The 14197-nt window shown below is 63.1% G+C and carries 14 protein-coding genes, 1 tRNA gene and 1 riboswitch; of the genes, 12 read left to right on the top strand and 3 right to left on the bottom strand.

The genetic code is table 11. From position 1 onward, the window contains the following. The first annotated feature begins 49 nt into the window (after nucleotides 1-49). The 6 genes from mce to AC0L3E_RS13130 all read left to right on the top strand — a co-directional run bounded on the left by mce (nucleotide 50) and on the right by AC0L3E_RS13130 (nucleotide 6424). On the top strand, nucleotides 50-454 hold the full coding sequence (mce, locus tag AC0L3E_RS13155; RefSeq protein WP_127810082.1) for a methylmalonyl-CoA epimerase: 405 nt from the start codon (nucleotides 50-52) through the stop codon (nucleotides 452-454). Further along, nucleotides 451-735: a DUF1467 family protein gene (locus AC0L3E_RS13150; protein ID WP_127267197.1), complete on the top strand. Its 285-nt coding sequence runs from the start codon at nucleotides 451-453 to the stop codon at nucleotides 733-735. The genes mce and AC0L3E_RS13150 overlap by 4 nt, the downstream gene beginning before the upstream one ends. Nucleotides 736-1388: 653 nt before the next feature. Beyond that, nucleotides 1389-2717, top strand: coding sequence for a proline--tRNA ligase (gene proS, locus AC0L3E_RS13145; RefSeq protein WP_256747669.1), 1329 nt, complete (start codon nucleotides 1389-1391; stop codon nucleotides 2715-2717). Then, on the top strand, nucleotides 2714-4000 hold the full coding sequence (locus AC0L3E_RS13140) for a lipoprotein-releasing ABC transporter permease subunit (protein WP_127810084.1): 1287 nt from the start codon (nucleotides 2714-2716) through the stop codon (nucleotides 3998-4000). Before proS ends, AC0L3E_RS13140 begins: the two co-directional genes overlap by 4 nt. Continuing rightward, a complete protein-coding gene (locus AC0L3E_RS13135) occupies nucleotides 3997-4680 on the top strand; it encodes an ABC transporter ATP-binding protein (RefSeq protein ID WP_174800360.1) in 684 nt (227 codons plus the stop codon). The genes AC0L3E_RS13140 and AC0L3E_RS13135 overlap by 4 nt, the downstream gene beginning before the upstream one ends. Nucleotides 4681-5173: 493 nt before the next feature. Beyond that, nucleotides 5174-6424 (top strand): site-2 protease family protein, encoded by a 1251-nt coding sequence (locus AC0L3E_RS13130; RefSeq protein ID WP_352585411.1) that lies wholly within the window; start codon nucleotides 5174-5176, stop codon nucleotides 6422-6424. A 21-nt stretch (nucleotides 6425-6445) separates the two neighbouring features. Here AC0L3E_RS13130 and lipB read toward each other — a convergent pair whose 3' ends face one another. Beyond that, nucleotides 6446-7189, bottom strand: coding sequence for a lipoyl(octanoyl) transferase LipB (lipB, locus tag AC0L3E_RS13125; RefSeq protein ID WP_128308481.1), 744 nt, complete (start codon nucleotides 7187-7189; stop codon nucleotides 6446-6448). A 235-nt stretch (nucleotides 7190-7424) separates the two neighbouring features. Here lipB and AC0L3E_RS13120 point away from each other — a divergent pair. The 3 genes from AC0L3E_RS13120 to AC0L3E_RS13110 all read left to right on the top strand — a co-directional run bounded on the left by AC0L3E_RS13120 (nucleotide 7425) and on the right by AC0L3E_RS13110 (nucleotide 9662). Further along, nucleotides 7425-7509, top strand: a tRNA-Leu gene (locus tag AC0L3E_RS13120). A gap of 190 nt (nucleotides 7510-7699) precedes the next feature. Continuing rightward, nucleotides 7700-9118, top strand: coding sequence for a magnesium transporter (mgtE, locus tag AC0L3E_RS13115; RefSeq protein WP_127268000.1), 1419 nt, complete (start codon nucleotides 7700-7702; stop codon nucleotides 9116-9118). Between the two features lie 157 nt (nucleotides 9119-9275). Next, complete coding sequence (locus AC0L3E_RS13110) at nucleotides 9276-9662, top strand: MerR family transcriptional regulator (RefSeq protein ID WP_023685221.1); 387 nt, start codon at nucleotides 9276-9278, stop codon at nucleotides 9660-9662. A 190-nt stretch (nucleotides 9663-9852) separates the two neighbouring features. Here AC0L3E_RS13110 and AC0L3E_RS13105 read toward each other — a convergent pair whose 3' ends face one another. Continuing rightward, on the bottom strand, nucleotides 9853-10329 hold the full coding sequence (locus AC0L3E_RS13105) for a methyltransferase family protein (RefSeq protein ID WP_127267999.1): 477 nt from the start codon (nucleotides 10327-10329) through the stop codon (nucleotides 9853-9855). Continuing rightward, nucleotides 10326-11324 (bottom strand): heparan-alpha-glucosaminide N-acetyltransferase, encoded by a 999-nt coding sequence (locus tag AC0L3E_RS13100; RefSeq protein ID WP_128308480.1) that lies wholly within the window; start codon nucleotides 11322-11324, stop codon nucleotides 10326-10328. The genes AC0L3E_RS13105 and AC0L3E_RS13100 overlap by 4 nt, the downstream gene beginning before the upstream one ends. A gap of 222 nt (nucleotides 11325-11546) precedes the next feature. Here AC0L3E_RS13100 and AC0L3E_RS13095 point away from each other — a divergent pair, with 222 nt between their 5' ends. The 3 genes from AC0L3E_RS13095 to AC0L3E_RS13085 all read left to right on the top strand — a co-directional run bounded on the left by AC0L3E_RS13095 (nucleotide 11547) and on the right by AC0L3E_RS13085 (nucleotide 14030). Beyond that, nucleotides 11547-12746, top strand: a complete 1200-nt coding sequence (locus tag AC0L3E_RS13095; RefSeq protein WP_127331458.1) for an MFS transporter — start codon at nucleotides 11547-11549, stop codon at nucleotides 12744-12746. A 65-nt stretch (nucleotides 12747-12811) separates the two neighbouring features. Continuing rightward, nucleotides 12812-13007: riboswitch (cobalamin riboswitch) on the top strand. A 36-nt stretch (nucleotides 13008-13043) separates the two neighbouring features. After that, nucleotides 13044-13223: a CbtB domain-containing protein gene (locus tag AC0L3E_RS13090; RefSeq protein WP_127267996.1), complete on the top strand. Its 180-nt coding sequence runs from the start codon at nucleotides 13044-13046 to the stop codon at nucleotides 13221-13223. A 15-nt stretch (nucleotides 13224-13238) separates the two neighbouring features. Beyond that, the gene (locus AC0L3E_RS13085; RefSeq protein ID WP_128308479.1) at nucleotides 13239-14030 is read left to right on the top strand and encodes a CbtA family protein; all 792 of its coding nucleotides are present in this window, start codon (nucleotides 13239-13241) and stop codon (nucleotides 14028-14030) included. Nucleotides 14031-14197: the final 167 nt, after the last annotated feature.

Genomic DNA, 14197 nt, shown 5'->3' with positions numbered 1-14197 from the left:
CATATCTGTCTTTTCCCCTACTCCCGTATTCCCCTACTTGGGAGTGCCAATGCTCGGACGTCTCAACCATGTCGCGCTTGCCGTGCCGGATCTGGCGGCCGCCGTCGCCGCCTATCGCAACACGCTGGGTGCCGAAGTGACGGCGCCGCAGGCGCTGCCGGAGCATGGCGTCACGGTGGTGTTCGTCAATGTCGGCAACACCAAGGTCGAACTTCTGGAGCCATTGGGCGAGGGGTCGCCGATCGCCGCCTTCCTGGAGAAGAACCCTTCCGGCGGCATGCATCACCTTTGCTATGAGGTCGACGACATCCTGGCCGCACGCGATCAGCTCAAGGCCGCCGGTGCCCGCGCGCTGGGCGACGGCAATCCGAAGATCGGCGCGCACGGCAAGCCGGTGCTGTTCCTGCATCCGAAAGATTTTTTCGGAACGCTGATCGAACTGGAGCAATCATGAGCTGGGTTTCGTTCACCGCCTTGTTTTTCGCGACCTGGTGGGTGGTGCTGTTCGCCGTGCTGCCGTTCAGCGTGAGGACGCAGGACGACGATCGTGACGTGACGCTGGGCACGGTTCCGAGCGCGCCGCGCGGTCCCCACATGCTGCGCGCCGTGATCCGCACCACCATCGCCACCGCGATCCTGATGGGCATTTTCTATGGCCTGACGCATGGGCTTGGATACAGCCTCAACGACATCCCGCACATCGTGCCGGAATTCAGCCAAACCTTAGCCAAATAGCCGGCCCCGGCCCAAGAAGATTTGTCCGGCAAAGACGTTTTCATCCTTCGGAACAGCTTGGTTCCAGACAGGAATGCCGTGCCGTTTTGCGGCCGGACGAGCGCTGACGCTGGGTAAGGTGGTTTGGCAACGCGTTGCGCTAAGCAGATGATTGCACAAAAAAAATGCAAGGCACGAGGCCTTGCAATTTAAACGCGTCCGATCTGTTTCCGGTTTCCGGCGGCAGCGAGTAACCGCGCCTAGATCGCATCCTCCCAAGACTTTGACCGCGTAGGAGAGCAGATTTTTTTCTACCCTCTCGGTTATCGAGGTACATTAGCCTAAGGCGAATGAAAATGTCACGAAGAATTTTGCCTTGAAACGGGCATTCTCGTGCTGCACTGCACAATAGTGTGGCAGGCGTTGCTTGGCGAACGATCATCAAGACGCGCGCGGTGACCGGGAGGCCTTGCAGCGCCGTGGGTCTTCTGGGCGGGCGAAGGACGGTGCGACGCTTCTGATCCCGGCTATCCCGTGCTTTCTGAAATCGATTGCCGCTTTTCGGGCCGAAGCGTCCGGGTTCCCATTCCGCCTTGAAATGGCTATGAAGCCGGGTCAAGCAAGCCAAAGTCGCGCCGATTCTGGCGCGGCCCTCCTCACTCACGGACCTGTCCATGCGTTTGTCGCGCTATTTCCTGCCGATCCTCAAAGAAAACCCGCGCGAGGCCGAGATCGTCTCGCACCGGCTGATGCTGCGTGCCGGCATGATCCGCCAGCAGGGACAGGGCAGTTTCTCGTGGCTGCCGCTCGGCAAGCGGGTGCTGGACAAGGTCTGCCGCATCATTCGCGAGGAGCAGAACCGCGCCGGGGCGCTGGAAATCCTGATGCCGACCATCCAGTCGGCCGATCTGTGGCGCGAAAGCGGCCGCTATGACGACTACGGCAAGGAGATGCTGCGCATCAAGGACCGGCAGGACCGCGACATGCTCTACGGCCCGACCAATGAGGAAGTGGTCACCGAGATCGTCCGCGCCTATGTGAAGTCCTACAAGGACCTGCCGCTCAATCTCTACCACATCCAGTGGAAGTTCCGCGATGAAGTGCGGCCGCGCTTCGGCGTCATGCGTTCGCGCGAGTTCCTGATGAAGGACGCCTATTCTTTCGACCTCGACTTCGAGGGCGCCAGGGCGGCCTACAACAGGATGTTCGTGTCCTATCTCCGGACTTTTACGCGCATGGGGCTGCAGGCGATACCGATGCGGGCCGACACCGGGCCGATCGGCGGCGATCTCAGCCATGAATTCATCATCCTGGCCGACACCGGCGAGAGCCAGGTCTATTGCCACCGCGACTATCTTTCGCTCGATGTGCCCGGAGAGAAGACCGACTTCGCCAATGCCGCCGAGATCGGCGATATAGTCAAGACTTGGACGACACCCTACGCAGCCACCGACGAGATGCACGACGAGGCGGCGTGGGAGAAGATCGGCGAGAGCGACAAGGTTTCGGCGCGCGGCATCGAGGTAGGCCACATCTTCCATTTCGGCGACAAATATTCGAAGCCGATGGGCGCCAAGGTGACCGGGCCCGACGGCAAGGATCATTTCGTCTCCGGCGGCTCCTACGGCATCGGTCCGTCGCGGCTGGTCGCGGCGATCATCGAAGCCAGCCATGACGACAACGGCATCATCTGGCCGGAGGCGGTGGCTCCGTTCGACATCGGGCTGATCAACATGAAAGCGGGCGACGCCGAGTGCGACCGCGTCTGCGACGAGCTGCATGCCGCTTTCGTCGCCGCCGGCAAGGACGTGCTCTACGACGACACCGACCAGAGGCCCGGCGGCAAGTTCGCCACCGCCGACCTGATCGGCCTGCCCTGGCAAGTGATCGTCGGGCCGCGTGGTGTCGCAGCCGGCGAGATCGAGATCAAGAATCGCAAGACCGGCGAGCGCGAGACGCTGCCGATCGCAGACGCGAAGAAGCGCTTCGGTGTCGCCGCATGAACGAGGCGGTGGCGGCAAGACCGGTCGGCGCCGGACCCTTTTCCATCTTCGAGCGCATGGTCGCCTGGCGCTATCTGCGTTCGCGGCGCAAGGAGACGGTGATCTCGGTGATCGCCTCGATCTCGTTCCTCGGCATCATGCTGGGCGTCGCCACGCTGATCGTGGTCATGGCGGTGATGAACGGTTTCAGGGCGGAGCTTTTGACGCGCATCCTCGGCGTCAACGGCCACCTGATCGTGCAGCCGCTCGATTCGCCACTGGAGGACTACGCGCAGGTCGCCAGCCGCATCAACGGTGTGTCAGGCGTCAAATACGCCATCCCGCTGATTGATGGCCAGGTGCTCGCGCAAGGCAATGTCGGCGGTGGAACCGGAGCGCTGGTGCGCGGCATACGCGGCGAGGATCTGAGCAAGATCGCCATCGTTGCCAGCAACATCAAGCAGGGCTCGATCGCCGATTTCGACTCTGGCGACGGCGTTGCCATCGGCAAGCGCATGGCCGAGAATCTCGGCCTGACGCTTGGCGATACCATCACCTTGATTTCGCCCGACGGCGACGTGACGCCGATCGGCACCACGCCGCGCATGAAGGGTTACAAGATCGCGGCGATCTTCGAAGTCGGCATGTCCGAATATGACACCTCCATCGTCTACATGCCGTTTTCCGAAGCGCAGCTCTATTTCAACATGGACGGGCGGGCGCAAACGATCGAGATCTATGTCGACAATCCAGACGATGTCGATGCGCTGAAACCGAAGGTGGAGGCGGCGGCGCAGCGGCCGATCGACATGGTCGATTGGCGCCAGCGCAACGAGACCTTCTTCTCCGCGCTGCAGGTCGAGCGCAACGTCATGTTCATGATCCTGACGCTGATCGTGCTGGTGGCGGCGCTGAACATCATCTCCGGCCTGATCATGCTGGTGAAGGACAAGGGCCACGACATCGCCATCCTGCGCACCATGGGGGCGTCGCGCGGCGCCATCCTGCGTATCTTCCTGATGACGGGTGCGGCGATCGGCGTGACCGGCACGCTTGCCGGTGTGCTGCTCGGCGTGCTGATCTGCACCAACATCGAGTCCATCCGCCAGTTCTTCTCATGGATGACCGGCAAGGTGCTGTTCAATCCGGAGCTCTATTTCCTCAGCCAGTTGCCGGCGAAGATGGATCCGCGCGAGACGACCTATGTCGTCCTGATGGCGCTCGGCCTGTCCTTCCTGGCAACCGTGTTTCCGGCATGGCGCGCCGCGCGTCTCGATCCGGTCGAAGCCTTGAGGTACGAATAGTGGCCGAGGTCATTATCGAGCTGAAGAGCGTCGAGCGGCACTATGTCCAGGGGCCGCGCAAGCTCACCATCCTGAACGGTGCCGATTTCTCGCTGAAGCGCGGCGAGATGGTGGCGCTGGTGGCGCCGTCGGGCACCGGCAAGTCGACCCTGCTGCACACTGCCGGCTTGCTGGAGCGTCCCGACGCCGGCGACGTCATCCTGGCCGGCCGTGCCTGCGGGCGGCTCTCCGATGACGAGCGCACGGCGATCCGCCGCAACGATGTCGGCTTCGTCTACCAGTTCCATCATCTGCTGCCGGAATTCTCGGCGCTGGAAAACATCATGATGCCGCAGCTCATCAAGGGGCTCAGCCGCAAGGACGCGGCCGAGCGCGCGGCGCAGTTGCTCGATTACATGCAGATCGGCAAGCGCGCGTCGCACCGGCCGTCCGAACTCTCCGGCGGCGAACAGCAGCGCGTCGCCATCGCGCGTGCGGTCGCCAATGCGCCGCTGGTGCTGCTGGCGGACGAGCCGACCGGCAATCTCGACCCGGTCACCGCGTCTTATGTGTTCGAGGCGCTGGCGGCGCTGGTCAAGCAATCGGGCCTCGCGGCGCTGATCGCCACCCACAATCACGAATTGGCATCGCGCATGGACCGGCGCGTCACGCTGGCCGACGGCAAAGTGGTGCCGCTTTAGGGCACGGCGATACTGGGGTGAGGCCGGCCTGCGAAAGGCGGCTTCCTGCGCTTCCGGTGCTCACGTACCCAAAAGTACGCTCCGCTCCGGTTCTCGAAATCCACCATTCTCGGCTCGGCCTGACCCCAGTTTCGCCGTGCCCTGGGTCGGCGCTGGCCAACCGCCCGCCCTCATCAACCTTTCCTTAACCCTGCCGATTTGATCGCCCGGAAATTCCGGGCGCGGGCGGATCGTGCCCGTTGACTTTGAAACAAAATTAGAACAAAATGCGAACATATCAACAACAGGAGAGAGTTATGACCGATCTGGTTCAGGATGTCATCTCACTGGTTTGCATGAGCACGTTCCTTGTTTCCATGGCGATCTGGATCGGAGCCATGTGATTTGGCGGCGTTCGCCGCCGCGGGTCCTACGCGGTGGAAGGCCGTTCCGCCGTTAAGCTTTTCTTGCCGCCGCGACGTTAGGGTGCCTGAAAGACAGGGAGCAGCGTCGCGTGTCGCCCATCGTCACGGCCATTCTGGTGGCCAGCAATCTCGGGTTGATCTTTCTGTTGATGACCGCGCCGCTTGGTTTGCGCACGGTGCGGCTGACCCGTCTGGTGGCGATGGACCGCCAGCGCCTCTGGCAGGCGCTGTGGCCGCTCGGCAGCGATGCCGGCTGGTCCGGTGAGATCCTTTCCGCCGAGGCGCCGGACGGCGAGGGCGTGGCCCGCATCACGCTGTCGTGGGAAGGTCGCGACGGCAAGCCGATCGAACGCAAGTCGCGGTTTGAAGACGTCGTCGAAGGTATCAGCTTCTCGATGCGTGTCATCGAGGACACCGCGCTCGATGCTTCGTTCTGGAAGGACTTTTCCGAAACCGCCGAACTCGTTTCCGAGGGCAACGGCACGCGGGTGACGCTCAGCCAGACGGATCGCTATCGCGGCGTCGCCTTCCTGGTGTTCCGCTATTTCGCCCTGCGCCGCGAACTCTCCAAGCTGCAGCGCTGGGCGCGGACCGGGCAGTATCGCAAGGGCGGTTGGTTCGAGCATCCGCTCAGCCAGGTCGGTTTCGCCGGGCTTTCGGCGCTGATCCTGTGGCCATTCTTCGGCCTTCATTTCGGCGGCCTGGCACTGGCCGCGATCCTCACATCGGTGGTCGCCCTGCATGAGCTTGGCCATATGGCGGCGTTCCGGCTTATGGGCCACAACCGGGCACGGATGATCTTTATTCCGCTGCTCGGCGGCATCGCCATTGGCGGGCGGCCCTATGACAGCCGTTTCGAGGTCGCTTTCGTGGCGCTGATGGGCGCCGGCTTCTCCGCATTCCTGGTGCCGGTTGTGATCGCTGCCAGCACCTTTGCCGGCGCGGAAGGTCACCGGCTGGCGGCGGCCCTGCTGGCGACCCTGGCGGGCTTCGCCGCACTGTTCAACATCGCCAATCTGGTGCCGGTGTGGAAGTTCGACGGCGGTCAGGTGCTGCGCCAGATCTGTCCGGGACCGGTCGCACTGGCGCTGGCTTCCTTCTTCCTGCTCTCGGCTTTCCTGGCTGTCGGTTGGCAGGCCGGCTTTTCCTCCAATTTCCTGCTCGCGACGGGAGCGGTGTTTTCGATCCTCAGCCTGCTGACGATGAGCAGCGGGGTCAAGCCGCGTTACGAGCTGAAGCCGATCCGCACCATCGACCGCCTCGCCATGGCCGCGGCGTTGCTGGCGGTATTCGCCATCCATGGCTATGGCGTGTTGTGGGCCTCCGCCCAACTGATTTGAGCCGTACCGGATCCGGAAGGATCAGCCCGCCTTGCGCTCGGCTTCGACAGGCAAGACCGTGGCGGGACCGAACACATCCTCGAAGGCGGATTTCAACGCGAGATCAAGGTCGGCCATTCCCAGGGGAAGGCCTAGGTCGACGAGGCTGGTGACGCCGTGGTCCTGCACGCCGCAAGGCACGATGCCGCTGAAATGGTCGAGATCGGGCTCGACATTGATGGCGATGCCATGAAAACTCACCCAGCGCCGCAGCCGGATGCCTATGGCCGCGATCTTGTCCTCGGCCGGCGAGCCGTCCGGCAGGGCAGGGCGATCCGGCCGCACGACCCAGACGCCGACCCGGTCCTCGCGGCGTTCGCCCTGCACGTTGAAGGCGGCGAGCGTGCCGATGATCCACTGTTCGAGCGCCGCGACGAAGGCGCGGACGTCCTCACGCCGCCGCTTCAGATCAAGCATGACATAGGCGACCCGCTGGCCCGGCCCATGATAGGTGTATTCGCCGCCGCGGCCGGCCGCAAATACCGGGAAGCGGCTGGCGTCGATCAGATCCTCGCCGCGGGCGCTGGTGCCGGCCGTGTAGAGCGGCGGGTGTTCGACCAGCCAGACCATTTCGCCGGCAGCGCCGCTGCGGATCGCCTCGGCGCGCGCCTCCATGAAGGCAAGTGCTTCGGGATAGGCGGTAAGGCCGGGCTCGATCAGCCATTCGACCGGTGCTGAACCGGGGAGCGGCAGGAACGACGTGGCGATCTGGCTGCGTTCGGGCATGGCGTATCGTCTTTTCGCTTATGCATGTCGCGTCCCAAAACCGCCTCGCACCTTTGGGTGACATCAACTTGCCTTCCATATGGCGATATCAGGCGCAAACGTCCAGTTCCGGCGCTGCGTTCGGACCCTGTGGAGCATTATGCCAATCGCCTGACATTATTGCTTGCCGTGCACTTGTTTCGCCGGAAACGATTTGCTACACGCCGCGAGCCGGTCGGTTCCGGCTCTACCACGTGCGGTCGTGGCGGAATTGGTAGACGCGCAGCGTTGAGGTCGCTGTGGGGCAACCCGTGGAAGTTCGAGTCTTCTCGACCGCACCATTTTCCTTCCCAGATCCCGATTGTGCAAGCTCCGCCCGCTGCGGGCCGGGCGCATTTCGTTTGATATTCCCGCGCTTTACGCCACTTTCTTTTTGAGCGTCGGATTCTCCCAAAACCGGTTTCCCCTTTGGGTCCGATGCTCTAGACCTGATTTGCACCTTTTCCGGGATTCTTGTGGCGGGAGGCGCTGGTGGAAGGCGAGCACGAACGGACGATTGGCGCCAGGGCCGCCGAGGAGCACCACGCCGACATCTATGGCGAGGACGGCGCCGTGCTTTCGTCCTTCCTGGCGCGGATTGGCGCGGCGATCGCCGACCGCGACACGCTGACCCTCAAGCATGAAGTCGACGACCTGCACCAGTCGGAACTCGGCGACCTGCTCGAGGCGCTGCATCCCGAACAGCGCCACGCGCTGGTCGAGCTCCTGGGCGCCGATTTCGACTTCTCCTCGCTGACCGAGGTCGACGAGGCGATCCGTATGGAGATCGTCGACAGTCTGCCCAATGCGCAGATCGCGCAGGCGGTACAGGAGCTCGATTCCGACGACGCCGTCTACATTCTCGAAGACCTCGAGAAGGAGGATCAGGACGAGATCCTGTCGCAGCTGCCGTTCACCGAGCGGATCAGGCTGCGCCGCTCGCTCGACTATCCCGAAGAGACGGCCGGCCGCCGCATGCAGACCGAGTTCGTCGCGGTGCCGCCGTTCTGGACGATCGGCCAGACCATCGACTACATGCGCGACGACCAGAATCTGCCCGAGCGCTTCAGCCAGATCTTCGTCATCGATCCGAGCTTCAAGCTGCTCGGCGCCATCGACCTCGACCAGATCCTGCGCACCAAGCGTTCGGTCAAGGTCGAGGAAGTGATGCACGAGACGCGGCACGCCATTCCGGCCACCATGGACCAGGAAGAGGCTGCACGGGAATTCGAGCAGTACGATCTTTTGTCGGCCGCAGTCGTCGACGAGAACGAACGGCTGGTTGGCGTTCTGACCATCGACGATGTTGTCGACGTCATACAGCAGGAGGCCGAAGAAGACTTGATGCGCATGGGCGGCGTCGGCGACGAGGAGCTTTCCGACAGCATCTTTTCGACCTCGCGCTCACGCGTTCCGTGGTTGCTGATCAACCTTCTGACCGCGTTCCTGGCGGCGTCGGTGATCAGTCTGTTCGACCGCACGATCGAACATATCGTCGCACTGGCGGTGCTGATGCCGATCGTCGCCGGCATGGGCGGCAATGCCGGCTCGCAAACCATGACCGTCACCGTGCGGGCGTTGGCGACCAGGGATCTCGACATCTACAATGCCGGCCGCATCATTCGCCGCGAGATGGGTGTCGGCTTCATCAACGGCATCGTCTTCGCCATCCTGATCGGCATCGTTGCGGCAGCCTGGTTCCGTGACCCCAATCTGGGCGGCATCATCGCGGCGGCGATGATCATCAACATGTTCGTGGCCGCTCTGGCCGGCATCCTGATCCCGCTGCTGCTCGATCGTTTCAAGATCGATCCGGCGGTCGCTTCGGCAGTTTTTGTCACCACGGTTACCGACGTCGTCGGCTTCTTTGCATTTCTCGGCATTGCCACCTGGTGGTTCGGTGTGCCCTGAAGGCACGCCTTTTGGCTTAATTGACTTTTACGTAAATGCCGTGCGAGGCTTGCGCGGGGCGCCATGTCGATTCCGGCATGGCACGGGTTTTGGTTCGGGACATAAGGGTGACGCCGGCATGGCGATCGCCCCTTGGTTTCGGCGTGCGGGAGTGGCAATGCGAGAATATTATTCGATCACCGAGTTGACCCGCGAGTTCGACGTGTCGACGCGGACGCTTCGCTTTTACGAGGACGAAGGGCTGGTGCAGCCGGTGCGGCGTGGCCGCACGCGGCTGTTTCGCCCCTCCGACCGGCACCTCATCCGTCAGATCATGCGCGGCAAGAGGCTTGGCTTCTCGATCAACGAAATCCGCGAAATCATCCAGATGTACAAGGAGCCGCCCGGCGAAGTCGGCCAGCTCAACCTGATGATCAAGCGCATCGAGGAAAAGCGCGAGGATCTCCGGCAGAAGCGCCGCGATCTCGAGGAGACGCTGGCTGAACTCGACCAGGCCGAGGAATCTTGTGTGGAGCGGCTGGTTGAGCTTGGCGTGAATACCTGAGCGGACTGGATTCTGTCGCGCGTTAGCGTTCGGAATTAGCGGAGACGTCTATTCCTTCGTCATCCTAGGGTCTCCGCGACGGAGCTGCGCTCCTGCTTCGCCCTAGGATGACGAAGTTCGCAAGACTTAGGCTAATCGCCGAAGTGTGCACCTGTCAAACCTCTCCGCGATGGAAACCAGGGGCGCCAGCTCAGATCCAGCGGCGCACGCGTTTGGCGTAGTCGCGGTACTTCTTGCCGAATTTTGCCGCCAGCACCTTTTCCTCGCCTTCGATCGCCATTTTCTGCGTGGCATAGGCGGCGATGAATGCGAGCGGCAGGAACCACACGATGCCCGAGACAAAGGCGACGCCGATCAACAGCAGGGTGTTGGCCAGATACATCGGATTGCGGGTGATGCCGAAGGGACCCGTGGTGACCAGGTGATCGGGCACAGCGTTCGGGTTCAGCGTGGTCTTGGCGCGGACCATGGTGCGGATCGCGGTGACCCAGAGCGCGGCGACGGCAAACAGCGCCACCCAGCCGGTGGCGAAAAGAATATCGCCCAGGAGGTCACCGATCCAGGGCAGGGGATAGAGCAGGCCCAGCGCGATGCTGATGGCGATGGCGGCGGTGTAGATCAGCGGCGGCCACGGTATGAGCCCCGGCTTAGGCTGGTTCTCGGTCATTTGACCCCTTCCTCCATCAACTTGCTGTCGGTCTTGGCGGTACACATGCCGGCGAGATCGGACAGATGCGTCTTCCATTCCGCAGTCTGGTCGTTGTTGTAGAGCCGATCAAGCGTTGCCTCGCCCTCGAGCGTTTCGAGCATGCAGACACAGTAGCTCGTACAGAACTCGGTGTCGCGCGACTGCTCGCAGGACAGCTGGCAGGTTTTGAGGAAATTCACCTGCGGGGTTTCGACCTGTGCCGGCATGATCTGCGAGAACAGCCACATGCAGCCGATCAGCAATGGCTGGTGGATCAGGTAGAACGCCAGGCTGTGCCGGCCGATAAAGACCAGCGGGTTGGCCCAGCGACCGGGCGCTAATTCGGCAAGCCGGGCAAGTACGCCTGAACCGGCGGCGAGTTTCGTCACCGCGATGCCCGCAAGCACGGCGCCGAACCATGGAAACAACGGAACGTAGTCGTTGGAGCGTGGATTGTTCGCCGACAGGCCTACCCACCACAGCCATGGGTGATCGAACGCCTCGAGGCGCAGATAGACAGGCGCCGCGATGACGAGCCCGGCGACGACCAGCGTCAACAAAGCCGGCAGGCGCAGGAAGGCGAGGCCGAGCAGGCTGGCCAGCGCGATCTCGTGCAAGATGCCGAAGAAGATGAATCCATCCGGCGTGGCGATACGGGTGACGACCGATATCGCGATCGCGGCTCCCGCGACCATGGCGAACCGCTTCCAGAAGCCGTTCCAGCGGATTTGTCGGCCATGGGCGAGGTACAGACTGACGCCGACCAGGAACAGGAAGGTCGAGGCGATGCAGCGCGCGTACATCTTCCACCAGCCGAAGGCGGTCAGGCCGGGATCGGTGTAGCCGAAGAACTCCAGATCCCAGGTGAAATGGTAGCTCGCCATGGCGATCAGCGCGATGCCGCGCACGATGTCGATGGCGACGATGCGCTTTGGTCGATCCGGAACGGGTGCGGTCGGCGTTTGGATGCTCATGGTCTCGCATTCTGATTCAGCCCCGCTGGAGGACTATCACGGTTGCCCGGCACAAAAGAAGACCGGCAACTCTGCCGACAACCCGGATCAGCCGCGGCATTGGGCCAGTGCAGGGAAGCCTTTGGCCGGCTTCGCTTTTGCCGGATGCGCGTCGGTTTCCTCTTATTGGCGCTGGGATCGCCACGTCAGATTTGACCCGGTGAATCTGCTTCGGGGAAAGCAATGTCCACCCATGTGCGCCATCCGATCTGGCTGCCGGCTCTCAAGGCCGCGGACGCGCGCACCTTCGCGTCGCTCTATGCGGTCGAATCCTTCGCCCGCGCCACGGTGTCGAGCGTCATCCCGATCCAGGCCTACGAGATCCTGCACAACGAGCAGATCGTGTCGATGCTCTACACAGTGGTGGCGATGCTCGGGCTGTCGGTGACATTGTTCATGCCGATGCTGATCCGCCGTTTTGCCCGGCGCTGGGTCTACACGGCAGGCGCCTGCCTGCTGGCCGTCGGCTCGCTGTTCTTCGTCACCGACACGCTTGCCGGGCAACTGGCCGGCATGCTGTGCCGGGTGATGGGCGCCAGCGCGCTGTCGATCACGCTCAACCTCTACATCATGGACCACATCCGCAAGACCGACTTCATGCAGGCCGAATCGCTGCGCATGGCGTGGTCGATGCTGGCCTGGACCGGTGGGCCGACGCTCGGCATCTTCCTCTACACGCGCTTCGGCATCTATGCCGCGCATGGTACGGTCGCGGTGTTCGCGTTTGGCCTGCTGGCGCTGTTCTGGACCTACCGCCTCGGCGACAACCAGTCTATCCGTCCGGGCAAGACGCGCCCCGTCAATCCGCTCGCCAATATCGGCCGCTTCGTGGCGCAGCCCAGGCTCAGGCTGGCTTGGCTGATCGCCTTTGGGCGCTCCTGCTTCTGGACGACGTTCTTCGTCTATGGGCCGCTGTTCATGGTCATCACAGGTGAGGGCAAGCTGGCCGGCGGCCTGCTGGTTTCGGCCGGCAACGCGCTGTTGTTCATGGCGATTTTCTGGGGCAAGGCAGGAAAGCGCTTTGGTGGCCGCGGGACCATGACATTCGCTTATTTCGCCATGTCGGCCGCGCTTTTGGCGGCGGGCTTCGTCGGCGAAACCGTGCCGCTGCTTACCGGCGCCTTCCTGCTCTGCGGTGCCTTCTTCACCATTGCGCTCGACGCCCTCGGCTCGACCGCCTTCATGCGCTCGGTGCGCTCCTATGAAAGACCGCAGATGGCAGCGGTCTACCGCACCTATCTCGATTTTTCCGAGCTGACGCCGCCGCTGGTCTATTCGGTGGCGCTGGCCTTCTTCGGCCTGGGCTCGGTGTTCGTCACGCTCGGCCTGCTGGCGGCGGTCTGCGGCTTTGTGACGTGGCGCTATCTGCCGAAATCACTTTGACCTTCATGGCGCATTCGCAATGGTCACCGGCGGAATTTGGTTTGCCGGAAGCGAGGATTCTGCCTATAGTCACCGGTGTCGCCGGTTCCATTTTGGAGCCAAGAGGGAATGCGGTGAGGGCGAATTTCGCCCAATGCCGTGGCTGCCCCCGCAACTGTGTGCGGTAGTCCTCTCCATAAACCACTGAAGATTTTTCTTCGGGAAGGTGGGGAAGGACGCTGATCCGTGAGCCAGGAGACCTGCCGGCGACAGGAAACTGACTTCGATGCCCTCGGGTGGAGGGCGAAAGGACAAGACATGACTACCGCTTCCGTCTCCCTCGGCACCTCCGTCTCCTCGCAGTCGCGCTTCATGCAGCTCGCTCTTGCCGCGCTGCTCGGCGTTTTCGTGATGGGCTTTGTCGGCTTCTCGCATATCGATGCGGTCCACAATGCGGCTCACGACTATCGCCATTCGATGGCGTTTCCCTGCCACTGACGAGGGGCTGACATCATGAACCTGTTTCGCAACGTCGTGTTCATCGCGGCGATCGCAGGGCTCGTGGCCGGCGTCGTCCTCGCCTGCCTGCAAGCCTATGCCACCGTGCCGCTGATCCTGAAGGCGGAAGTCTACGAACAGGCGGGCGGCGGGCATCACCATGACCATGCCGCTCCGGCCGCAACGGATAGCAATGCCATGAGCACAACTGCACCGGCGGGAGATGCCATGAGCTCTGCTGCCCCGGCTGCGGAAGCCGCTCCGGCAGACGAAGGCTGGGCGCCGGCAGATGGTTTCGAGCGTTTCGCCTTCAGCGTGCTTGCCAACATCGTCACCGGCATCGGCTTCGCCTTGATCCTGGTCGCGGTCTCCGAATTCGCCGGCGGCATCGGTGGCTGGCGCCAGGGCGTGTTCTGGGGCCTGGCCGGCTTCGCCGTGTTCACGCTGGCGCCTGGCCTCGGCCTGCCGCCGGAACTGCCGGCCATGCCGGCCGCCGATCTCACCCAGCGCCAGATCTGGTGGTGGGCAACGGTGGCGGCGACCGCCGCCGGTCTCGGCCTGATCGCGTTCCGCAAGTCGCTGCCGCTGGCGATCCTTGCCGTCCTTTTGATCGTCGCGCCGCATATTGTCGGTGCGCCGCAGCCCGGCAGTTACGAGACGGCCATTCCGGAAGGGCTGCATCACCAGTTCGTGGTGGCGGTGACCGTGACCAATCTGGTGTTCTGGCTGGTGCTCGGCGCGGTCGTCGGTGTGGTGCGTGGCCGCTTCACCGGCACCGCGACCAGCCTGCGCGACAGCTTTGCCTGATCGCAAGACACTGACCTTCCTCATCGGCGGTGGGGGGGCCGGCCAAAGCGGCCCCGCCCCAAAATTTGGGGCCGCCCGGGCGCCCCCCCGGGGCCAGATAGGCCCCCCGCCCGCCCATGATTTAGCGATTGAATAAAACAAAGGCGTGGGACCAAAGCCGGGCCGCG

The sequence above is a fragment of the Mesorhizobium sp. WSM4822 genome (assembly GCF_055811155.1).
The sequence above is the reverse complement of the archived record's forward strand: the minus strand, read 5'-3'. Positions and strand labels throughout refer to the sequence as shown.

Coding starts and splice junctions, on each gene's coding strand:
- AC0L3E_RS13110 (WP_023685221.1), top strand. CDS start 9,276: ATGCGAGAATATTATTCGATCACCGAGTTGACCCGCGAGTTCGACGTG.
- AC0L3E_RS13085 (WP_128308479.1), top strand. CDS start 13,239: ATGAACCTGTTTCGCAACGTCGTGTTCATCGCGGCGATCGCAGGGCTC.
- lipB (WP_128308481.1), bottom strand. CDS start 7,189: ATGCCCGAACGCAGCCAGATCGCCACGTCGTTCCTGCCGCTCCCCGGT.
- AC0L3E_RS13095 (WP_127331458.1), top strand. CDS start 11,547: ATGTCCACCCATGTGCGCCATCCGATCTGGCTGCCGGCTCTCAAGGCC.
- AC0L3E_RS13105 (WP_127267999.1), bottom strand. CDS start 10,329: ATGACCGAGAACCAGCCTAAGCCGGGGCTCATACCGTGGCCGCCGCTG.
- AC0L3E_RS13090 (WP_127267996.1), top strand. CDS start 13,044: ATGACTACCGCTTCCGTCTCCCTCGGCACCTCCGTCTCCTCGCAGTCG.
- AC0L3E_RS13100 (WP_128308480.1), bottom strand. CDS start 11,324: ATGAGCATCCAAACGCCGACCGCACCCGTTCCGGATCGACCAAAGCGC.
- AC0L3E_RS13150 (WP_127267197.1), top strand. CDS start 451: ATGAGCTGGGTTTCGTTCACCGCCTTGTTTTTCGCGACCTGGTGGGTG.
- proS (WP_256747669.1), top strand. CDS start 1,389: ATGCGTTTGTCGCGCTATTTCCTGCCGATCCTCAAAGAAAACCCGCGC.
- mce (WP_127810082.1), top strand. CDS start 50: ATGCTCGGACGTCTCAACCATGTCGCGCTTGCCGTGCCGGATCTGGCG.
- AC0L3E_RS13140 (WP_127810084.1), top strand. CDS start 2,714: ATGAACGAGGCGGTGGCGGCAAGACCGGTCGGCGCCGGACCCTTTTCC.